Annotated in this window: 21 protein-coding genes, 1 tRNA gene and 1 rRNA gene; all 23 read right to left on the bottom strand. The window is 40.1% G+C overall.

Translation table 11 applies throughout. The features are described from left to right. Positions 1-198 (bottom strand): 16S ribosomal RNA (locus NQ185_RS17460); the annotation flags it as partial. Between the two features lie 359 nt (positions 199-557). After that, positions 558-2,045 carry a lysine--tRNA ligase gene (gene lysS / locus NQ185_RS17455; RefSeq protein ID WP_257583301.1) on the bottom strand — a complete coding sequence of 496 codons (1,488 nt, stop codon included), beginning with the start codon at positions 2,043-2,045 and terminating at the stop codon, positions 558-560. Between the two features lie 75 nt (positions 2,046-2,120). After that, on the bottom strand, positions 2,121-3,113 hold the full coding sequence (gene dusB, locus NQ185_RS17450; protein WP_257583299.1) for a tRNA dihydrouridine synthase DusB: 993 nt from the start codon (positions 3,111-3,113) through the stop codon (positions 2,121-2,123). A 26-nt stretch (positions 3,114-3,139) separates the two neighbouring features. Beyond that, entirely contained in the window at positions 3,140-3,358 is a 219-nt protein-coding gene (locus NQ185_RS17445; protein ID WP_257583297.1) for a helix-turn-helix domain-containing protein, read from the bottom strand. Then, positions 3,310-3,837 carry a 2-amino-4-hydroxy-6-hydroxymethyldihydropteridine diphosphokinase gene (folK, locus tag NQ185_RS17440; RefSeq protein ID WP_257583296.1) on the bottom strand — a complete coding sequence of 176 codons (528 nt, stop codon included), beginning with the start codon at positions 3,835-3,837 and terminating at the stop codon, positions 3,310-3,312. Before folK ends, NQ185_RS17445 begins: the two co-directional genes overlap by 49 nt. Next, on the bottom strand, positions 3,834-4,196 hold the full coding sequence (folB, locus tag NQ185_RS17435) for a dihydroneopterin aldolase (protein WP_257583294.1): 363 nt from the start codon (positions 4,194-4,196) through the stop codon (positions 3,834-3,836). Before folB ends, folK begins: the two co-directional genes overlap by 4 nt. Continuing rightward, entirely contained in the window at positions 4,189-5,007 is an 819-nt protein-coding gene (gene folP, locus NQ185_RS17430; protein ID WP_257583293.1) for a dihydropteroate synthase, read from the bottom strand. The genes folB and folP overlap by 8 nt, the downstream gene beginning before the upstream one ends. A gap of 103 nt (positions 5,008-5,110) precedes the next feature. Then, on the bottom strand, positions 5,111-6,037 hold the full coding sequence (gene cysK / locus NQ185_RS17425; protein ID WP_257583292.1) for a cysteine synthase A: 927 nt from the start codon (positions 6,035-6,037) through the stop codon (positions 5,111-5,113). A gap of 204 nt (positions 6,038-6,241) precedes the next feature. Further along, the gene (hslO, locus tag NQ185_RS17420) at positions 6,242-7,129 is read right to left on the bottom strand and encodes an Hsp33 family molecular chaperone HslO (RefSeq protein WP_257583291.1); all 888 of its coding nucleotides are present in this window, start codon (positions 7,127-7,129) and stop codon (positions 6,242-6,244) included. Positions 7,130-7,143: 14 nt separating this feature from the next. Beyond that, on the bottom strand, positions 7,144-7,917 hold the full coding sequence (locus NQ185_RS17415; protein WP_257583290.1) for a type III pantothenate kinase: 774 nt from the start codon (positions 7,915-7,917) through the stop codon (positions 7,144-7,146). Between the two features lie 132 nt (positions 7,918-8,049). Next, positions 8,050-10,053 (bottom strand): ATP-dependent zinc metalloprotease FtsH, encoded by a 2,004-nt coding sequence (gene ftsH / locus NQ185_RS17410; RefSeq protein ID WP_257583288.1) that lies wholly within the window; start codon positions 10,051-10,053, stop codon positions 8,050-8,052. Positions 10,054-10,215: 162 nt separating this feature from the next. Continuing rightward, the gene (gene hpt, locus NQ185_RS17405; RefSeq protein WP_257583287.1) at positions 10,216-10,761 is read right to left on the bottom strand and encodes a hypoxanthine phosphoribosyltransferase; all 546 of its coding nucleotides are present in this window, start codon (positions 10,759-10,761) and stop codon (positions 10,216-10,218) included. A 25-nt stretch (positions 10,762-10,786) separates the two neighbouring features. Further along, positions 10,787-12,229, bottom strand: coding sequence for a tRNA lysidine(34) synthetase TilS (tilS, locus tag NQ185_RS17400; RefSeq protein WP_257583286.1), 1,443 nt, complete (start codon positions 12,227-12,229; stop codon positions 10,787-10,789). A 20-nt stretch (positions 12,230-12,249) separates the two neighbouring features. Then, on the bottom strand, positions 12,250-13,194 hold the full coding sequence (prkT, locus tag NQ185_RS17395) for a serine/threonine protein kinase PrkT (RefSeq protein ID WP_257583285.1): 945 nt from the start codon (positions 13,192-13,194) through the stop codon (positions 12,250-12,252). Continuing rightward, positions 13,163-13,900 carry a VWA domain-containing protein gene (locus NQ185_RS17390; RefSeq protein WP_257583284.1) on the bottom strand — a complete coding sequence of 246 codons (738 nt, stop codon included), beginning with the start codon at positions 13,898-13,900 and terminating at the stop codon, positions 13,163-13,165. Before NQ185_RS17390 ends, prkT begins: the two co-directional genes overlap by 32 nt. 83 nt (positions 13,901-13,983) lie before the next feature. Next, positions 13,984-16,464, bottom strand: coding sequence for a stage II sporulation protein E (spoIIE, locus tag NQ185_RS17385; protein ID WP_257583282.1), 2,481 nt, complete (start codon positions 16,462-16,464; stop codon positions 13,984-13,986). A 461-nt stretch (positions 16,465-16,925) separates the two neighbouring features. After that, a tRNA-Met gene (locus NQ185_RS17380) sits at positions 16,926-16,999 on the bottom strand. Positions 17,000-17,170: 171 nt separating this feature from the next. Continuing rightward, positions 17,171-17,587 (bottom strand): S1 domain-containing RNA-binding protein, encoded by a 417-nt coding sequence (locus tag NQ185_RS17375; RefSeq protein ID WP_213131599.1) that lies wholly within the window; start codon positions 17,585-17,587, stop codon positions 17,171-17,173. A gap of 73 nt (positions 17,588-17,660) precedes the next feature. Next, positions 17,661-18,065, bottom strand: coding sequence for an FtsB family cell division protein (locus NQ185_RS17370; protein ID WP_257583280.1), 405 nt, complete (start codon positions 18,063-18,065; stop codon positions 17,661-17,663). A gap of 19 nt (positions 18,066-18,084) precedes the next feature. Next, positions 18,085-18,720, bottom strand: coding sequence for a spore cortex biosynthesis protein YabQ (yabQ, locus tag NQ185_RS17365; RefSeq protein WP_257583279.1), 636 nt, complete (start codon positions 18,718-18,720; stop codon positions 18,085-18,087). After that, the gene (yabP, locus tag NQ185_RS17360) at positions 18,717-19,019 is read right to left on the bottom strand and encodes a sporulation protein YabP (RefSeq protein ID WP_257583278.1); all 303 of its coding nucleotides are present in this window, start codon (positions 19,017-19,019) and stop codon (positions 18,717-18,719) included. The genes yabQ and yabP overlap by 4 nt, the downstream gene beginning before the upstream one ends. A 392-nt stretch (positions 19,020-19,411) precedes the next feature. Next, positions 19,412-19,681, bottom strand: coding sequence for an RNA-binding S4 domain-containing protein (locus NQ185_RS17355; protein WP_257583308.1), 270 nt, complete (start codon positions 19,679-19,681; stop codon positions 19,412-19,414). A gap of 22 nt (positions 19,682-19,703) precedes the next feature. Further along, positions 19,704-21,170, bottom strand: coding sequence for a bifunctional methyltransferase/pyrophosphohydrolase YabN (gene yabN, locus NQ185_RS17350; protein ID WP_257583277.1), 1,467 nt, complete (start codon positions 21,168-21,170; stop codon positions 19,704-19,706).

Genomic DNA, 21,170 nt, shown 5'->3' with positions numbered 1-21,170 from the left:
CCTCATGCGAGAAAAGAAGTTATCCGGTATTAGCTCCGGTTTCCCGAAGTTATCCCAGTCTTACAGGCAGGTTGCCCACGTGTTACTCACCCGTCCGCCGCTAACTTTTGGGAGCAAGCTCCCAAAAGTCCGCTCGACTTGCATGTATTAGGCACGCCGCCAGCGTTCGTCCTGAGCCAGGATCAAACTCTCATTAAAGTAGTTTTGAAGTACAGGATGTACTAGCAAAGGCGTTGCCACAGGACGTGGCGTTCTTAGCCTTTGTTCCTTAACTCTAGCTGGTCTTGCAAAATTATTTTTAACGCTTCGTTTCGTTCAGTTTTCAAAGATCAAATTCGTTCGCGCTGTCTGACAGCGACTTTTCTATTTTAACAAAACTCAATGGCCGTGTCAACAACTTTTTTGATTAATTTTTAATCGAATTAATTGTTTTCTATCGAGGCACGAATAATAATATAACACCATTTCAATCTCGAAGCAACTATTTTTTATTAGAAATTGAAAAGTCTTTTTTAAAAGATAAAAATCCCCGTAAAAACGGGGACTTTAACCTATCATTAATCTCGCTTTCTCATTAACGGGAATAACAATACATCTCTTATTGACGGAGAATTTGTTAATAACATAACTAAACGGTCAATACCAATTCCTAAACCACCTGTAGGCGGCATTCCGTATTCTAGCGCCTCGATGAAATCTTCATCCATTTCATGCGCTTCATCATTACCTTGTTCGCGTTCGAGCAATTGGTTTTCAAAACGCTCCCGTTGGTCAATCGGATCATTTAACTCAGTAAATGCATTCGCATGCTCTCGGCCGACAATAAACAATTCAAATCGGTCTGTGAATCTAGGATCCTCTTCATTCTTCTTGGCAAGTGGAGAAATCTCCACTGGATGTCCATAGATAAAGGTTGGCTGTATAAGTTTCTCTTCAATTTTCTGCTCAAAAAACTCGTTGACAATATGACCAAAAGTCATATGTTCAGTAATTTCAATTTCGTGATCTTTGGCAAGTTGTCTCGCTTCGTCGTCGCTCATCTCTTTCCAAAAGTCGACACCCGTATATTCTTTTACAGCATCAACCATGTGCAGACGTTGCCACTTCGGCTCTAGATTTACTTCGTGTTCTCCATATTGGACGGTAGTAGAACCTAATACTTCCCCCGCTATGTGTGCGATAAGGTTTTCCGTTAATTCCATAATATCATTGTAATCTGCGTATGCTTCATAAAGCTCCAACATCGTAAACTCAGGATTATGCCTTGTCGACACACCTTCATTTCTGAAAACTCGCCCAATTTCATATACTTTTTCCATGCCTCCGACAATGAGACGCTTTAAATGAAGTTCGATGGCGATTCGCATGAAAAATGGCATATCTAATGCATTATGGTGGGTTTCAAATGGACGAGCAGCAGCTCCCCCTGCAATTGCATGAAGCATCGGTGTTTCAACTTCCAAAAACCCTGCATTATCAAGGTAACGCCTCATAGATTGGATGATCAAACTACGAGAAATAAAAGTCTTTTTACTATCTTGGTTAGTAATTAAATCTAAGTAGCGTTGACGATAGCGCTGTTCAACATCTTTCAAACCGTGAAACTTCTCAGGCAATGGTCGCAAGGATTTGGCTAGTAAAGTAAACTCCTTCGCCTTGATGGATAATTCACCAACTTTAGTTTTAAAAACAGTCCCAGTAACTCCTACTAAGTCCCCAAGATCCACTGTATTAAACAAGCTATATTGCTCTTCACCCACACCATCTTGTCTTACATAAATTTGAATTTGTCCAGGAAGATCCTGAATATGAGCAAAACCCGCTTTTCCTTTGCCGCGTTTTGTCATAACCCTGCCAGCAATTGTGACAGCAACAGACTTTTCATCTAACTCTTCTTTAGATAAATGATCATATAATTCTTTTATTTCTCTCGTATCATGTGTGCGCTCAAATCTTTTTCCAAAAGGATCGATTCCACTCTCACGCAATGAAGTCATTTTGTCGCGTCTTACCCGCACCTGATCATTTAGTTCTTCTTGACTCATATATAACACTCCCATCTCTTAATACATTAAAAATAAAACAACTGCCAGAGGTTACTGGCAGTGTAATCAGCAATGTTAGACTGCTTGCTTTTCTTTCACTTCTGCACCATCAGTAATATAATCCAATAAAGCAACAAGCTCAGATCTTGCATTGCATTCATTGATGGCACTTCTAATCTTACCATTTCCATGAATACCTTTTAAGTACCAAGCAGCATGTTTGCGCATTTCCCTAACCGCAACATTTTCTCCTTTTAAGGCGATCAAACGATCTAGATGAAGCTTGCATACCTCCATCTTTTCTTTAATAGTAGGTTCACCCGTTAATTCCCCTGTTTCCAAAAACTTTACGGTTTGATATATCATCCACGGATTCCCAAGAGCAGCCCGGCCAATCATGACTCCATCTACACCTGTTTCATCCAGCATTCTCCTAGCATCCTCCGGAGTTTCTATATCCCCATTTCCAATTAGCGGGATATTGATCGATTGTTTAACTTCCCGTATGATATCCCAATTTGCAGCACCTTCATACATTTGCACGCGAGTTCGGCCGTGCATGGAGACGGCAGCACCACCCGCTCGCTCTACAGCTTGAGCATTTTCAACTGCAAAAATATGCTCGTCATCCCAGCCGATACGCATTTTCACTGTAACAGGCTTTTCAACGGCTTCTACAACAGCAGACACCATATCGTATATCTTATTGGGCTCAAGCAGCCATCTTGCGCCAGCTTCACATTTAATAATTTTATTAACTGGACAGCCCATATTAATATCGATTATATCTGCGTTCGTATTTTGATCTACAAATCTTGCCGCTTCTACAAGTGTTTCTTTTTCTCCCCCGAAAATTTGCAAGGATAGAGGCTTCTCGCGTTCATCAATATAGAGCATATTCAATGTCTTTTCATTTTTTTGGACAATGCCTTTATCACTGATCATCTCAGCACATACAAGCCCGGCACCAAATTCTTTAACCGTTAAGCGGAATGCTGAATTGCATACTCCCGCCATCGGTGCGAGGACTACCTGGTTTTTCATTTTTATATCTCCGATTTTTAACACGCGATTTACCTCCTTTTCTAAAACTTTTAAAAGGATTCTTCTTCCGGAGGGGTCAATTCTTCCTTTGAGACACCGAGCACTCTTGATATATTCGATAAAACATCCTCAGAAGGCAAACGGGTGCCCCTTTCAATTTCACCAAGAACCGAAACGGATATCCCTATATCTTTCGCAAGCCCTTCTTGCGTATAACCTTTTAATTTTCGAAAAGCGCGGATGCGTCTTCCCCATTTATCTGTTTCCATAACCGAACTCCTTCTCTGTCAGGTATTTCGTCCAGAACTTCGACTAAAGGGGCATCTATATTCGGAAGCTTAATGCTCCGATCAATTTCTAAAAGTGGAACAAGTACAAATGCTCGCTCTGTCATCCGAGGATGAGGCACTTGTAAAGTCTCCATCTCAATATTTTCTTTATTATACAATAAAATGTCAAGGTCTATCACCCGTGGGCCCCATCTAAATTCCCTAATTCTCCCTAAATCTTGTTCAATTTTCAAGCAAAGCTCTAAAAGTTGAGGGGCTGAATAGGAAGTAGCAATTTTTACCGCCATATTTAAAAATTGCTCCTGGTCCGTGTAACCAACTGGGTCAGTCTCATATATGGAGGAACACGCCTCGATCTTCACGTTGTTGTCTTCCGATAGCTTTTGTATGGCATGCTTTAAAAATTCTTCCCTTTTTCCAATATTTGATCCTAAAGACAGATAGGTGATATTTCTCATGATCTATTCCTCGTAATTTCGACTGCAACAGAGTGGTAATGGCCGGGAATCGGAGGATCCGGTTTAATGACTTTTACTGTGACTGACTCAATTTTAATAAATTTTTCAAGAATCGAGGATGCAATCCGTTCGGCGACAGCCTCAATTAACTTAAAAGGCTGACCCTCCACTATTTCCTTACATAGCACATAAATATCAGCATAGCTTACGGTCAAATTAAGATTGTCATGCAAACCAGCTTCTTTAAAATCAGTTTCACAAACGACGTTAACACGGAAACGTTGTCCCAGCTTCGTTTCTTCTGGGAGAACCCCATGATATCCGTAAAATTCCATTTCATTTAGGTAGATTTTATCCATCAACATTCCCCTTTCCCATTAAAACATCCATCATAGCGGTCATCCTGCTCATTTCCTTAACATCATGAACACGCATAATATGGCACCCTTTTTGAATGCCGAAGCATACGGTAGCACCCGTCCCTTCCATTCTCTCCTCCACAGGTAAATCAAGTGCCGTTCCTATCATACGCTTTCGCGAAGTTCCAAGCAACACTGGATAACCAAGTCCGACAAGCCGATCCAGATTAGCCATCATTTCAATATTTTCCTTTTGATCTTTTGCAAATCCAATTCCGGGATCTAATATTATTTGATCATCCGCAACCCCAGCTTTTTTAGCAATCGATATACTTTCATACAAATCATTCAATACATCACGAATAAAAGAATGATAATGACGATTATCACGATTATGCATCAAGATGATTGGAACATTAAGATCTGCCGCTACACTCGCTATTTCAGGATCTTTTTTTGCACCCCAAATATCGTTAATAATTGATGCTCCCGCTTCGACAGCACGCTTTGCCGTTTCCGCTTTATATGTATCAATAGAAATAGGAACAGCTGTGTTAGCAGCTACCTCTTTAATAACCGGAACAACCCTTGCAATCTCATCTTTAGCGGGAACAGGTTCATGCCCTGGTCTCGTTGATTCACCACCAACATCTATTATATCCGCTCCATCCGCTATCATCTTCACAGCGTGCTTGACAGCATACTCTACACTGTTATAGCGGCCGCCATCTGAAAAAGAATCGGGCGTAGCGTTTAATATCCCCATGATTAATGTCTTATTAAAATTTACTTCATATAATCCGCATTTCATTATGTTCACACCTTTATTATTTCCTTTTCAATTAGAATACATCTTTTAATAAAAATATAAAAGCAAGCCCTCATTTGGACTTGCTTTTTATTATGCACATATATTAACTCTCATATTGATAGAGGGCAGTACTTAAATAACGCTCTCCGTTGTCAGGAAGAACCGCCAAGACGACCTTCCCTTTCCCTAATGTTTTCGCTACTTTCAATGCCGCTGCGATCGCTGCCCCTGCTGAAATACCGCCAAGCACGCCTTCTTCTTTTGCGGCACGTCTTGAAGCTGCAAAAGCTTCATCGTTAGAGATGGTCACAACCTCATCATAAATCTCTGTGTCTAATACTTTCGGCACAAAGCCTGCTCCGATTCCTTGAATTTTGTGAGGACCAGGTTTTCCGCCGGATAAGATCGGGGAATCTTCTGGCTCAACTGCGTAAATTTTAATATCAGGATATGTTTCTCTCAACACTTGACCGGCACCCGTAATGGTTCCACCTGTTCCTATCCCTGATATAAATCCGTCTAGTTGATCACCCATCTGCTCTACGATTTCTTTACCAGTTGTCAGGCGATGCACTTCTGGATTAGCAAAGTTTTCAAACTGCTGCGGCATAAAATAACCTTTCTCTTCTGCCAATTCATTTGCTTTTTGAATAGCCCCCTTCATACCTTCAGCCCCTGGAGTAAGCACTAACTCCGCTCCGTAAGCTCTAAGTAAGTTGCGGCGTTCTAAGCTCATTGTATCAGGCATCACAAGAACTGAACGGTAACCCTTTGCTGCAGAGATCATCGCAAGCCCAATACCAGTATTCCCACTAGTAGGCTCAACAATCGTATCGCCTTCTTTTAATTTCCCTTCTTTTTCAGCAGCCTCTATCATTGCTAAAGCGATTCGGTCTTTTACACTGCTTCCGGGATTCATGTATTCAAGCTTTACATATACATCAGCGCTGTTTTGATCTACGATGCGATTTAATTTAACTACTGGGGTGCCACCTACTAAATCGGCGATTGAATTTGCCTTTTTCGTCATGTCCTCCACCTCTAAATCCGAGTATTTTAATTGGTTTATTTACAAATTACCAGTAAATAGGTGCACTGTCAATCATAAATACCTATTATTTGTATAATACTAAGAAAATATTCCTATGAGAAAAGGACAAGCACTACGCTCATCAACGTCAAAAACAAAAAGACGGTTCCATAACCGCCTTCTTTCAATTTACTCTCGTTTGTACTAAGATTTTTTTCTGGATGCCTCTTTCAAATCTTCCAATTCTTCTTTTGAATAATGATAAGTGGAATTACAAAAATGGCATTGCGCATTGGCTTCGCCGTCTTCATCAATCATTTCCTGAATTTCTTTTTCGCCAAGGCTGATAATGGCATTGCCAAATCGTTCCTTTGAACATGTGCAAAGAAATTGAACCTGGACTTTTTCTAACATCTTTACATTTTCAGTTCCGAGAACTTGATTTAGAATTTCTTCAGGTGTAAAGCCTTCCTGTATCATTGTTGAAATAGGGGAAATGGACCCTAGTCTTTTTTCGATATCCCCAATCACTTCTTCACTGGCACCGGGCATAATTTGGATGATAAAACCGCCGGCCGCTAAAATAGTATTATCAGGATTAACGAGGACTCCTACTCCAACGGAAGACGGGGTTTGTTCCGATTTAGCGAAATAGTAGGTAAAATCTTCTCCTAATTCACCGGAGACAATTGGCACCTGTCCTGTAAAGTGATCACGGAGCCCTACATCCTTTACAACGGATAATGTGCCTGTAGTTCCAACCGCTCTTTTTACATCCAATTTTCCATGCTCATTTAAATCAAAATGTGTTTGTGGATTCGTTACATAACCACGAACATTTCCTTTTGCATCCGCATCAACAAGGATAATTCCAAGCGGTCCGTCACCTTCGACTTTAATCGTAATTTTTTCTTCACCTTTTTGCATTGCACCCATCATTACCCCAGCTGTCATCGCTCTCCCGAGAGCAGCTGAAGCAGTTGGCCATGTATAATGGCGACGCTGCGCTTCCCCAACCGTTTCCGTTGTATGTGCCGCATATGCACGTACTTGGCCATTATAGGCGAGTGCCTTTACTAAATAGTCCGTCATTTGCTAGTCACCTTTCATTCGCTGACATTTCTCTTGTAAATGAGTTGCAGCCCTTTAAGAGTTAAATCATGATCGACAATATCAATCATCTTCGTTTCCGAGGCAATTAAATTAGCAAGTCCACCTGTTGCAACAACAGCAGTCTTTTGCTTACTTTTTTCTATTATACGTTTTACTATCCCCTCTACCTGTCCAACAAAACCAAATAAAATTCCCGCTTGCATTGCTGCTACCGTATTTTTTCCGATGATTTCGTCGACATGGGTAATTTCAATCCGTGGAAGCTTTGCTGCTTTCGAATATAGCGCTTCTGTGGAAATGCCAATACCAGGAGCGATGACGCCGCCCATATATTCGCTTTTTTCATTGATATAGCAAAAAGTTGTAGCAGTCCCAAAGTCGACGATAACTAATGGGCTGCCGTACTCATGGATTCCCGCAACCGCGTTTACGATTCTGTCAGCCCCGACTTCCCTAGGGTTTTCATATTTTATATTTAATCCAGTTTTTATCCCGGGCCCAACAATTAAAGGCTTCTCTTGAAAATACTTTACGCACATTCTTTCTAAAGTAAACATGATAGGTGGTACAACGGATGAAATGATAATTCCATTAATATCCTCAAACCGCAGCCCTACATGTTGAAACAAGGCATTAATCGCCATACCGAATTCATCTTCTGTTTTATGCCTGCTCGTTTCTATCCGCCAATGATATTTCAAATCATTCCCTTGGTAAACGCCAAGAACGATATTCGTATTCCCAACATCCAAAACAAAAATCAACATCTTCACCACTTTTTTAAAAGACTTTTTAACTTCAAACATCATACCATAATTGCTTTATTGAGTGGCAACAAAAAAGCGCTAAAGCTGGACAATAAAAAAGACACCGAATTTTCACTCGATGTCTTCTTCTTTTTATTCTTTATTTTCCTCATCATTTGAATCAGAAGGGTCATCAGCTTTATTAGATGGACCCATTTTTTCAGGTCTGCCTGTTGGAGGATTGATTTGTTCCTCCTTAATAGACATATCTTCATCGTTTTTTGGCTGTATCGTTACCTTTGGATCTAATGAATCTGGAGTAATGGCAACCGGCCTATCTGGAAGGCGGCCTTCTTCATACAGGCTCTTAATTTGAACAGCATCCAGAGTTTCTACTTCAAGTAATGTCTGAGCGATCAATTCAAGTTTATCGCGGTTTTCTCGCAGGATTTTTTCAGCCCGCTCATAACATTCTTTAATGATGCGTTGAATTTCCATATCAATTTCATAGGCAATCGCATCTGAATAATTTTGTTCATTATGCAAGTCACGGCCTAGGAATACTTGACCGCCCTGTTGTTGACCAAATTGAAGTGGACCGAGCTTTTCACTCATTCCAAATTCAGTGACCATGCGGCGAGCGATGCCTGTAGCACGTTGGAAGTCATTATGCGCTCCCGTTGATGCTTCATTAAAGGTAATCTCTTCAGCTACACGGCCTCCGAGCAACCCAGTAATTTTATCAAGCAACTCCGGTTTCGTTTGGAAATAGCGGTCTTCTTTCGGAAGCATGACAGCATAGCCGCCAGCCTGACCACGTGGAACAATCGTTACTTTATGAACGATATCCGCTTCATCCAATACTAGACCAATAACCGTATGCCCACCTTCGTGGTAAGCCACAATATTCCGTTCTTTCTTGGATATGACCCGGCTTTTTTTCGCAGGACCAGCAATAACACGGTCTGTTGCTTCATCAACATCAAGCATGTCAATTTTCTTCTTATTATGCCTAGCTGCAACTAAGGCCGCTTCATTAAGAAGATTCTCCAAGTCTGCACCAGAAAAACCTGGCGTTCTCATCGCGATTGATTTAAGATCAACCGACTCATCAAGCGGTTTATTCCGTGCATGAACATGCAAGACCGCTTCACGCCCTTTCACATCTGGACGATCCACCGTGATTTGACGGTCAAAACGACCTGGACGAAGTAAGGCAGGGTCCAAAATATCAGGACGGTTTGTAGCTGCTACAATGATGATCCCTTCATTTTCACCAAACCCATCCATTTCAACGAGCAATTGGTTCAATGTCTGTTCACGTTCATCGTGGCCGCCGCCTAGTCCAGCCCCACGTTGTCGTCCGACGGCATCAATCTCATCTATAAAAATGATACATGGAGCATTTTTCTTAGCATTTTCAAATAAATCACGGACACGGGAAGCCCCGACACCGACAAACATTTCAACAAAGTCAGAACCACTGATTGAGAAGAATGGTACTCCCGCTTCCCCTGCAACAGCACGGGCTAAAAGCGTCTTACCAGTACCAGGAGGTCCGACAAGCAAGATTCCTTTTGGTATCCTTGCACCTAGTTCTGAGAATTTTCGAGGATCCTTCAAAAATTCAACTACCTCAACGAGTTCCTGTTTCTCCTCATCGGCGCCCGCCACATCTTTAAAACGAACCTTCTTCTTTTCTTCGGAATAAAGCCTTGCTTTACTTTTTCCAAAATTCATTACTCTACTTCCGCCGCCTTGGGCTTGATTCAACAGGAAGAAGAAAAGAATAAAGATAATAATGAAAGGTATGATTGTTGTAAAAAATGATACCCAGCCACTTGTTTCTTTTGCTGGCTTAACTTCCAACTCAGACGAAGCGGCATCAATACGATCGAGCATTGCTGGGCTGTTCATCACATATGTGATGAAAAACTCACCTTCTTCAGCAGTATTTAACTGACCTTTTATTTCATAAACGCCCCGTTCAGGTTGCATTGTATAATTCTTGATATCATTATTTTCTAGCTTTGTAACAAATTCATTATAAGTCATCGGTTTTATTGTTTCGTTGCTATTTTTAAACCAGCTTAATATTCCCACAAGTACGAGAAAAATTAGAGCGTAAAATATTACATTTCTAAAAATCCGGTTCATCCCTTACCTCCTCCCACTTTAAGAAAAGCAAACTTCTTTTAATTTATATCCTGAAAAAACATATACTTTCTTAAATTTTAGTAAAAAAACTATATTCAATAGTATCATAGTCGTTTCTTCCTTTACAACCATTCAACATCTTTTTCAATATTTATTTCACTTTTACTCATTCTTGCCATAAACTGCAGGTTTTAATATCCCAATATAGGGCAGGTTACGATATTTCTCAGCATAATCAAGTCCGTAGCCGACCACAAATTCGTCGGGAACAATGAAACCTACATAATCAGCTTGAATATCTGCTTTTCTTCCTGTCGGTTTGTCCAATAATGTAACAATTTTGATTGACTTTGCTTTACGATAGCGGAATAAATCAACGAGGTAGCTTAATGTCAAGCCACTATCAATAATATCTTCAATAATGAGAATATCACGGCCTTCAACAGGCGTGTTCAAATCTTTGAGAATTTTCACCTCGCCGGAAGAAACGGTTGAGCTTCCATAGCTTGAAACATCCATAAAATCCATTTCTAAATATGTATCCATTCTCCTTAAAAGGTCGGTCATAAAAGGTGTTGCGCCTTTTAACACCCCAATTGCAAGTGGAAAACGACCATCATATTCTTCTGTTAATTCGTTTGCAAGATCGAGTATTTTTGCACTGATTTCTTCTTCTGTAATCAATACTTTCTCAATATCATGTTTCATTTGTTCTGTTTCCTCCCAGGAATGTTTAATTGCTATAATAAATAAGGAAATAGGGTCTTTGCTGTACAGGAGGTGTTTCATAAGAAGACTTTTTCAATCCGGGGATCCAAAGGAGTATGCCGGTTCGATCAGTCACAATAGGCCATATTGCTCTTTCATCTACAGGTATTTTCATATCAATAAAAATATCCTTGATTTTTTTTGTGCCATTCATACCTTTTACTTTTATTTTGTCGCCTTGTTGTCTAGTTCGAATAATTAAAGGGAATTGGATGTCTTCCGGCTGAAGGATCAGAGTATCCGCACTTTCTTGTATTGGAAAATCTGATGCCATTTTCACTTGAATCGTTTTACCGTTAGGGAGAACGATTTCATCATCCGCAAATACTTCATAATAATAACTGGGGCTAGACTCTTGTTCAACAAAAGTAAATCGGCATTGATCATATGACCGTATCACTTTTAAACTATTTGGGAAATCCAATCTTCCTGATGGATTTTCACCCTTGATCAAATGTTGAAGGGCTTCTAAATGGATTGACGCTAAGTCAGTTATGTATTGATTGTAAAGATAGTTTAATATTAGATGAATCACCCTTCTTTGTAAAGGCAAAGCTATTGTAGAAAAGGAAGGAATATCTAATATGAGTTCATCCTTACCATTCCATTGACACATCTTTGTAAAAGCTTCTTGAGCCAATTCCTGAAGATATGTTTCATCCTCACTTAATTCATCGCTGAAACGCTGGAAATGCTCAATAATACGGCCGTTTTCTTTTTTTATTAATGGCAAAACATCAATTCTGAACCTATTTCTTGTATATTTCTTTGTTTCATTACTTGCATCTCGCCGAGGATTTAAATGATGAGTCTTACAGTATACCTCAATTTCAATTTTTGAAACTCCCAGTAATGGGCGAATCATTTCCTTGTCTTGTCCAAATGCCCTTTTCACTTGAATTCCAGCTCTTGCTGTCCCGGTGCTCCCTCTTACAAGCCTCATTAAGATTGTCTCTATTTGATCATCACCATGCTGACCAACAGCAAGCTTATTGGCGTGAAGCTCTTCCAGTACTTTTTCAAAAAATTGATAGCGATATTTTCTAGCTGTTTCTTGTAAGCCTGTTTTTTCTGCAGCCATTTTCTCTTTTATATTGATAGAGGCACTTCTAAAAACAATATTCCGTTCCTCACAATACTTTTTAACGAAAATAAGATCCTCTTTCGATTCTTCCCCTCTTAACATATGATCGACATGGGCTGCAGCAATCCTGATTTTGTACCTCGCCGATTGATGATAAAGAAAATCGAGCAACGCCAAAGAATCGGGACCGCCTGATACAGCCACTAAAATATAATCCCCCTGTTGAAGCAGAGAATACTTTGAAATAAAACGATGAGTTTTTCTCTCGAAATCCAACAAGATAACCATTCCCTTTTTATTTATATCTTGTTCATATGTTAACATTTACTTGTTTCAAATACACTTTATAATATATAGCCAAATATATATAAAGTATATAAAATGACCGTGATAAGCAGGATCGATACAGTTTCAAGAAATGACCGCATTCTTTTTTTCTTATATCTTGGAGCATAGCGTGTTGTTCGTTGTCCATCGGAACGCTCGCCTGCTGAAAGATTCACAAGAAGCTCATTTTTCATGTCTTTTGCGGATTGATATTTACCTAATAGCGCCTTTAACAAAACAGATTCAAATTTTATCAAGTCTTTATTCCCTTGAATAATGGCAGTCAATTGTTTTAAACTCTCTTCCTTCTTAACAAAGCGCTTTGGATAGTATAAGTTAATCATCAACATGGCAGTCGAAAAAAGGTCGTAACTAGGTTCAGCCTTCCTTGAGCCAAGCCCCCAGTAGCCTCGATCAAAAAACTCAGTAAATTCTTTAATGGCTCGGCCCTTCATCGTCGTTCCACCGACGTCTATACAGCGAATTTTTGGTGTTGGCCCCGCCACGATTAAGTTCTCGGGCTTTAAATCGCCAAAAATCCACCCCTTTTGATGGAGGTCTTCTAAAACATCAAGCAGTTGGACAATCATAACTCCCGCCCAAGACAATCCTTTTTCCTTAATAAAAGCAAGCAGCTCCCGCCCTTGGATGTATTCCATAGCATAAAAATGAATTCGATTTATACCACTATCCCAGTCATCGACATCATATAAAGAAGGCCCGAGGGCAGATCCCTGGACCTTCTCAAGTGATTTTAGGACATTTACCTCGGTTGTAATTGACACACTATCCATACTTATTTTTAATGCTATATAACCAAAACTGCTTCTTGCGAGGTACACCACCCCGTTTGCACCTGAGCCGAGCTTCCTGACTATTTCATAGCGATGCCTATGCCATTTTCCAGTGATTACAGTACCGGCGGGATAATTACATTGATTCTTCCATGTATTGTTCATCATCACCTGATAGCAACCCTCTCAAAGAACGCTTTTTCTTGAAATACGTCATCGCCTCGCGAATAGCAGGACCAGTCGGTGTAATCCCCCCAACTGCGAGCTTAGGGAAAATACTTGTCAAGAGATCTAAATTAGGTGTCCAATCCAACAACCTTTCAACTTCTTTTCTTTTCCCGGGAAATATTAATACCGCAAAGCGATTATTGCCCATTCTCGCATTCAAACTTAATGAAAGATCTAATAACGCTTCTTTCACTGTAGGAAGTTTTGATTTCATACTCGCGCTCGTATCAATTAATACAACAACCTCTACATCTGTTGTTTCACCAAGTTCATCAACAACCTCCATCACTTCCCCTCGCTGATCAGGCGGAAGCTCCTCTAGATCCATATCCTTTCCTAGAATTTGTCGCAGTTCCTTATTTACAACACCTTGCAGTGTCTGCGTCATTGCTTTTCTTGTCACCATTTGCACTGTTTGCGATAATGCTTCAGCAAAAACGACTTGACTAATACCGCCGCCTGAAGCGGCAATCCCTTCGATTTCCTTTATACCCTTCTCTTCAATTGAATCGTTTTCCACTACACCAATCACATTAACAGTGATTCCGTGCTCTTTCGCAAGTGCGGCCATCGCTACTGGATTTTCACCTTGATTGGAACATCCATCAGTAATTAATAAAATTTGCTTCAAGCTGCCTTTTTTCATGTACTCCCCTCCAGGTTTAACAGTTCCATTAACTGTTTCATTGCTATCATCCTCGCCGGGAGCCACTTTTTTTATACTACTTATTATGATATTTTCATATGTCTGCTTCTTACCGGAATGGCGGCCCATTTTGGAGTGTTATGTTTAATGGCTACAACCGCAATCGTCATATCGTCCGCAATGACGCCGGATCGTGTTCTTATCACTTCCTCCATAATTAAATCTGCAACAGCCTGCGGTTCTTCCGTTTCAATTTCCCTCAATTTCCGTTTCATCCATAACTCATAATTTTCTACATTTTTTGGCCCCTCAAATATGCCATCACTCATCATGATGAGCAAGTCCCCAGCACGAAGTTGTTCCGTAACGACATCTACATCAAATTCTTGTAAGATTCCCATCGGTAAATTACCAGATTCAATTTTTAATATTTTATTTTCCCTTTTGATAAAACTAGGGGTTGAACCAATCTTAAGAAATTTCGCTTGCGCATTATGCAAATCGATCATGGCAAGATCTAATGTGGAGAATATTTCATCCGTTGTTCTTAATGATAAAACTGAATTGACAGATTTAATCGCCACCTTCTCCTCAATGCCGGATTTGAGAATCTTTTGCAAGAGCTTCAATGTTTCACTGCTTTCATGATGAGCTCTTTCTCCATTCCCCATCCCATCACTAATCGCAACAGCAAATTTTCCTGGTCCCAATTCGATTGTGGAATAACTGTCCCCAGATAAAAAGCCTCCTCCCTTCGCCGCATGTGCGACACCTGTTTCTACGACAAAAGCCTTAGCGGACCTGAGTGTTGCATAAGATAGGTCTGACCGATAATCATCATATTCTTCGCCCTTTACGACAATGGTTTCGTTTAAAATGTCGGAAAGAATTGGTGCAATTATTTTCTCAAATTCTCCTAAACTGCTGGAATGAGGAAGGGTGATGTCAATATCGACATTTCCGGGTTCAAGATTATAAATTTCTATTTGCTCAATCTCAATTCCGAAATCCTGCAATGCATCAAGCATCATTTCCTCCTGACGATGGTGATTTTCCTGTTCTCGCTGTATTTCCTTTGCGAAATCTCCCATTACCTCAGATACACCCAGTAATTGTTCGGCGACAAGTTTCCTACTTTCCTGCAACTGTATTTTCAATTGCTGATTTGCATTCATAATCGTGAGTTCCTTGTGCATCACGTCACGCACTTTTTTTGTTTTATTACAATGCTTGTCCAACTGTCGGTAAACGGTTGGTGATAGAGTTCCAGAATTTTCATCCATATCATGCATAACTGTCCTCATTAATTCATATGTTTTATCAAAGTTGGCACTCCAACATTGATTACGCTTAAAACAATTTTGGCAAGTTTTCTCTGTCACACGACTGAGAAAAAGATCAAATTCTTGTTCTTCATTTTTATCATCTTCCCATTTTTCAGGTTGGGAAAAACTATTGGATAGGGCTTGGAAGACAGACGAGAACTGTTCCACCCTGCGAACAGTAATGTCTCTAATTTTTCTAGCATACCGCTGCTGGTCTTTAGCATGTTCAGGAGTACCTGGAATAAAACGGGCCAATTTTTCCGTCAATATTGAAGGGGTTAAGAAAAATAGTAAAATTGCCGCACATGATTCATAGACTGTTAAAACAAGTGGGGCATTCGACTCGCCGTACAGTCCAATCAGCACGGTCGCCACCATTAGACCTATGGCAGAACCAATTCGTTTCCCCTCTTTAAGAAGGCCTCCGAGGAGCCCTGAGAAAGCGAGCAGGCTCATTTGATAAAGGCTTGCAACACTAGCAAGACTAAAGATTAGACCTGTCACGACTCCTACTGTCGATCCAATTGTCGCGCCGGCAGTAAAAGCGAAAAGAAGGACAAGATAGCGTGAAAGAATATGCTCAATGGATAGTTCATAGACCGTCCAGCCAATGGTTCCCGTTAAAACAGAAGCAAGCAGAATGATAAGGCTAATCACTTCCTCCGTCTTAAGAGACTTTTTTCTTTTTCGTTGGGAAAGAAATGGGATGCTTTGCATAAAAATAAAGACAAGGACAAATGCAAGACTTGCTTCAACTGCAGCCATTGCACCATCATAGCGAGACAGTGTTTGACCATTTTGCACGTATTGGAATCCACACTTTGAAAAAAAGGAAAGACATAAAACAGCATAAGGTAAAATCTTAAAAGCATGCTTAAATAAATTTTCCAAAAGCTTGAACGTAATAAGGAATAAAATACATAAGGTAAAGGTGTATGCGGCATTTCCTACGGAAAGCGTGAGAGACCCTGCTAAGAGACCAAGAAGGACAGTCGGTGCCTTATCTCTTTTTGATAAGTAGACGACCGCGAAGAATGGTAATACAAATGGAGTTAAATGGGATAATATTAAAGCTCGGCCAAGAAGTAGAGACACGAGAAGCAGGGCAATACCCTTTTGCAGGAATAAATAATCTAGCTTTTGCTGAATTGCCTTTAGCTTCTTTGAAATATCAAATTTATTTTCTTGCAGCTCCATATTCCGTAATGGCGCAATGATACTTAGATCTCCTCTTTCCACTTTACATACACTCCCCACTATTTTTAATAGTTTTCATTATAAAGGGGCTTGTTTTAATATTTTGTCAATTTGATGGAGATGACTAAAAAAAGAGTTCGACTAATTTGGGCAAAATAAAAAGCATAAGACTATTCCTCATGGGAAGAATGTCTTATGCTTCATGTGCTTTCGGTTTTCGGGCTGTCTAGCTGCTGCGCCTAGCCCCTCGAGATCAAATAACCTGGGGCATAAAAGGCAAAAAAGCGCCTTTTTTGCCCCAGAACATTTGCTCGTCGGGGCTGAGCAAGGCGCTTTCGCTTTTCGTGTTGTCTAGCTACTGCGCCTAGCGGCTAGCGAACTACATGACTTCTCCCTACGATAAGTCAACATCGATTCGCCTAACGGCTCATCGTGTTTCCTTTATCTCAGTCGAAGTCGCTGTAGTTCGTACGCCGCTGGACAGGCGCTTTCGCTTTTCTTTATAGCGGCGGAGGGGATCGAACCCACGACCTCACGGGTATGAACCGTACGCTCTAGCCAGCTGAGCTACGCCGCCATGAACCTTATAAAAGGCACAATGTCTATAATACAGACCTCTTAAAAACTTGTCAATCATATTTTTACAAGAAGTGCGTTTCTCACTAATATCTTCATAATACGAAAGAACTGCCAAAGGCCATTATAAAGCCTAAGGCAGTTCCGTTTATTTTATAAAACAGACAGCAAGTTAACCTCTTCTCGCTCCTCTTCCGCCACGTTTCGATTCCGTATTGCGTTTTAATGAAGATAATCTGTCTTCACTATCTTTCAAAAAGCGGTTCATTTTTTGTTCAAAGCTTTCTTTTGTACGGAAATCATTAACCCTATTTGGTCGTGGACGTGGATTTGAATGAGATTGAGCAGGTGGCTGATCTTTCGCTTTGCGGATTGACAAGCCAATTTTTCCGTCTTTCTCAACATTTAAGACTTTTACTAGGACTTCATCGCCAACTTTTAAATGTTCATTAATGTCTTTCACATAATTGTCGGCTACTTCACTAATGTGAACAAGACCTGTTGTGCCTTCGGGCAATTCAACGAACGCCCCAAAATGAGTGATGCCTGTTACCTTACCTTGTAACTTGCTGCCTACTTCGATCGACATAAAAAAATTTATCCTCCTTAAAGTATAAAAAATAAGCCTTATTCTACATTATATAAAACTTATAAAAAAAGTGTCAATAAGACACCTTATCTTCTTTCTTTTTCTTTTTCGGTTCTGGGATATTAAAAATGATTTCGCCTTTCTCTGAAAGGAAATACTCACTTCTAGCCAGCTTTGCTATATAATCATCATCATTGAGTTTGACAATTTCATTTTCAAGCGATGATTGTTTTTTTTCTAACTCAGCCAACGTTTTTTCCAGCTTCGCTTCTTCCTTTTTCTTAGCTTCCAAAACATCTGATCTAAAAATAAAAGTAGAGATGATCAAGTAGGATAATGCCACAGTAAGGATGAGAAAAATAGACAATCTTCGAATGAGAAGTTTTTTTCTTTTCGCCGTTCTTCTCATGATGACTTCTTGCTGCTTCATATAGTTGGTTTCTAGCGAAGTGATCGGGTTGATTTTTCTTACACCCATCCAGTGGCCTCCCTTTTATTTATTTTCCAAACAAACTTTTCATAAAATGAAACGCTTTAATACATACATTCTTGATGGATTTAAAATATCCTGCCAAAACGCTGTAAGATTTTTGGAAGACCTTTTTCACTTGTTTTGGAACGAGGCGAATAAGTCCTTTTCCAATCAATTTAAACGGATATAGGACAACCTTTAACACCCATAATAACACTTTTCCCACAAATTTTACAAGTGTCAAAAGGACTCGCCCTATAAACAATAGAACTCCTACCAAAAATAGAATGAGCCATTTGATCGGATTATAGACAAGTGCGATCAGTAACTTGCGAATAAAAAGAATGGTTCTTTTCGTGAAATGAATGACTGATTCAAGGACTTTTAAGTAAACCTTTTTTAATAATGCTTGATAAGCTGAAAAGCCACAAAGAAGTGCTAAGATGAGGTAAAAACGAAGCTCTCCATAATTGACAAGATACAAAATATAAAAAGCAATCAATCCTTGAATGACCCAAAACAAGATATCGTTGATAAAAATGAGCAGCCTTTTTCGGTTCTTACGATTTAAAAACCGCTGATACGTATCGAGGGATGCGCCAAAAAAGCTTCCCATGGCGATCATGGAAAGCATTGTATAAAACTGAGTAGATAAACTCATCGAAACAACTTCCCAAAGAATCCTTTTGCTTTTTCCGCGTGGTGATCATCTAAATAGACAAGATCAAATATCTTCCCTTTTATCGAGACGATCCCCTTATCCACATCAAGGTTTTTCATTTGTAAATTTTGCCCGCGGATCGCCAAAAAGCCCATAGAAGTTTCCAACAAGAATTCTTCATTATCGAAGCTTTCTACTTGCTTTACACCTGTTATATCAAGGGTTTTTCTTCCTCTCATCACAACATCGTGTTCAGGCATTGTACCTTTTGAAGGCATAGTTTCGTAATATTGGTTCATTTTCATCCCTCATTTTCGTACTAATTTTGTTTAATACATATGAGAGAATATATAATTATAGAACAAGCTATATGAAAAGCGGAAGGCGCTTGGTAAGGGGCGACAGGCAAATGTTCTCCAACCTTGGAAGTTGCTTTTTAACTTCCAGGGTTGGAGGTTATTTGACCCCGAGCCCCTAGCGCCTGCAGCTGGACAATTGAAAAGCGGAAACACCTGTTCAGCGGCGTACAAACTCCAGTGACTTCGACTGAGATAAAGGAAACACGATGAGCCGCAAGGCGAATCGATGTTGACTTATCGTAGGGAAAAGTCATGTAGTTCGCTAGCCGCTAGGCGCTGAGCTAGACAACTGAAAAGCGGAAGCGCCTGTTCAGCGACTTAGCTAGACAATCCTAAAGTTCTTCCCTTGCAACCTTTTCTTCTTTTAAAACTGTATACATACTAGCAGCTTCTTCTTTTCTGGAAGACTCTTGAAGCATGTCAATTTTAACGGTTACGGTTTTTTGCCCGAAACGAATTTCAAGTTCATCCCCTACTTTTACGTTGGAGCTAGCCTTCGCAACTTGTCCATTAATAGCAATTCTACCTTTATCCGCTACTTCTTTTGCAAGAGTGCGCCTTTTTATTAATCGTGATACTTTTAAAAATTTATCCAACCGCATTGTTGCCATTTAGTTCACCCCTCTATAATCCTGCTTTTTTAGCTTCATTCCAATATTGATCAAGCTCTTCCAGACTGTAGTCCTCAAATGGTTTCCCGCTCTCATGGACCTTTGATTCTATGAATGAAAAACGGCGAAAAAACTTTTCATTCGAGGTTTGCATCGCCTCTTCAGGATGAAATTTAAGCAGCCTCGCTACATTCACCAATGCAAATAGTAAATCACCGAATTCCATAAGCTGATCATGTTTATTTCCATTCGTCAATTCATCCTCAAATTCCTGCATTTCCTCTTTTACTTTTTCCCACGCCTCTTCAGGAGCGCCCCAATCGAAACCGACCTTTGCCGCAGATTTTTGGTACTCATACGATCGGAGCAAGGCTGGAAATCCCTTGCTCGTTCCCTCTAGCAACGATTTTCTGATTGCTGCATCTTTTTTTTCCTCAGCTTTAATTTTCGCCCAATTCGCGACAACTTGCTCAGAGTCTTCGGCTTGAACATCTCCAAAAACATGTGGATGACGGCGGACCATTTTTTCATTAATAGCTTGAATGACATCCTCTATCGAAAACATTCCTTCATCCTCACCAATTTGTGCATGAAGGAGGATTTGCAGCAAAACATCTCCGAGTTCCTCAATCATATTATCGATATCGTCTCGATCAATCGCATCAAGAAGTTCATAGGCTTCTTCTATTAAATATTGTTTCAATGATTCATGTGTCTGTTCTTTATCCCATGGGCAGCCGTTCGGCCCTCGTAATTCGGCGATAATATCCCTCAATGTGGAGAACTCCTTATACGTAAGTTCCCTTGAGGATATTGGCGGTACGTAAAGGCTCGTTAAATTATCGAGCTTCATTTGCCTGTCTAATTCATACAATGGAATTTTTGTGACCCGCTCCAACTTACTGCCTGCTGCGGTGACCATCATAACCTCATAATCATCTGGATATTTTTCCATTAGTGTTAGTTTTACATCCGACGCCACAAAAGCATCGTACACTTGAGCAATAATGACATGTTGACCAATCCTAATCTGCTCTTTATGGAGTAGCGTCCCATCAAGTAATTGAAATCCTTCTACCGGATCTACCTTTACTGCAGTAAATAGACTATCTAAAAAACTTTGGCCGCCGCCTATCTTTATATCAATTTCATGCAAGGGGCCTTGCTCTAGCAGCAATTGTACTGTCCGCTCCGCTACCATTGGGTGTCCGGGGACGGCATAAATAATTCTTTCCTTCTCCGCCATTTTTAATAGCGTATCAGTAATTTCTTCATACACCGCTTCAAATTGACCATGTTTTTCATACACTTCATCGAAAGATTTAAAATCAATGCTTTCCTGAACCAATTCTGCCACAACTGGATGTTCTTTCGTTCTTAACATCAGGCGGCCACCATGCTTCATTAATTTATATACCCCGAGTGGCAGCTGCTCCAAATCGCCTGATCCTAGCCCGATTATAATGATTTCCTTTTCCAT

The organism is Lederbergia panacisoli, from assembly GCF_024626525.1.
Classification (GTDB): Bacteria; Bacillota; Bacilli; order Bacillales; family Bacillaceae_C; genus Lederbergia; species Lederbergia panacisoli.
The sequence above is the reverse complement of the archived record's forward strand: the minus strand, read 5'-3'. Positions and strand labels throughout refer to the sequence as shown.

Coding starts and splice junctions, on each gene's coding strand:
- ftsH (WP_257583288.1), bottom strand. CDS start 10,053: ATGAACCGGATTTTTAGAAATGTAATATTTTACGCTCTAATTTTTCTC.
- tilS (WP_257583286.1), bottom strand. CDS start 12,229: ATGTTAACATATGAACAAGATATAAATAAAAAGGGAATGGTTATCTTG.
- yabP (WP_257583278.1), bottom strand. CDS start 19,019: ATGAACCAATATTACGAAACTATGCCTTCAAAAGGTACAATGCCTGAA.
- NQ185_RS17415 (WP_257583290.1), bottom strand. CDS start 7,917: ATGTTGATTTTTGTTTTGGATGTTGGGAATACGAATATCGTTCTTGGC.
- NQ185_RS17445 (WP_257583297.1), bottom strand. CDS start 3,358: ATGGAAACAGATAAATGGGGAAGACGCATCCGCGCTTTTCGAAAATTA.
- yabN (WP_257583277.1), bottom strand. CDS start 21,170: ATGGAAAAGGAAATCATTATAATCGGGCTAGGATCAGGCGATTTGGAG.
- NQ185_RS17355 (WP_257583308.1), bottom strand. CDS start 19,681: ATGCGGTTGGATAAATTTTTAAAAGTATCACGATTAATAAAAAGGCGC.
- hpt (WP_257583287.1), bottom strand. CDS start 10,761: ATGAAACATGATATTGAGAAAGTATTGATTACAGAAGAAGAAATCAGT.
- prkT (WP_257583285.1), bottom strand. CDS start 13,194: ATGATGAACAATACATGGAAGAATCAATGTAATTATCCCGCCGGTACT.
- lysS (WP_257583301.1), bottom strand. CDS start 2,045: ATGAGTCAAGAAGAACTAAATGATCAGGTGCGGGTAAGACGCGACAAA.
- folK (WP_257583296.1), bottom strand. CDS start 3,837: ATGAGAAATATCACCTATCTGTCTTTAGGATCAAATATTGGAAAAAGG.
- NQ185_RS17370 (WP_257583280.1), bottom strand. CDS start 18,065: ATGGGTGTAAGAAAAATCAACCCGATCACTTCGCTAGAAACCAACTAT.
- cysK (WP_257583292.1), bottom strand. CDS start 6,037: ATGACGAAAAAGGCAAATTCAATCGCCGATTTAGTAGGTGGCACCCCA.
- hslO (WP_257583291.1), bottom strand. CDS start 7,129: ATGACGGACTATTTAGTAAAGGCACTCGCCTATAATGGCCAAGTACGT.
- folP (WP_257583293.1), bottom strand. CDS start 5,007: ATGAAATGCGGATTATATGAAGTAAATTTTAATAAGACATTAATCATG.
- folB (WP_257583294.1), bottom strand. CDS start 4,196: ATGGATAAAATCTACCTAAATGAAATGGAATTTTACGGATATCATGGG.
- NQ185_RS17390 (WP_257583284.1), bottom strand. CDS start 13,900: ATGAAAAAAGGCAGCTTGAAGCAAATTTTATTAATTACTGATGGATGT.
- NQ185_RS17375 (WP_213131599.1), bottom strand. CDS start 17,587: ATGTCGATCGAAGTAGGCAGCAAGTTACAAGGTAAGGTAACAGGCATC.
- yabQ (WP_257583279.1), bottom strand. CDS start 18,720: ATGAGTTTATCTACTCAGTTTTATACAATGCTTTCCATGATCGCCATG.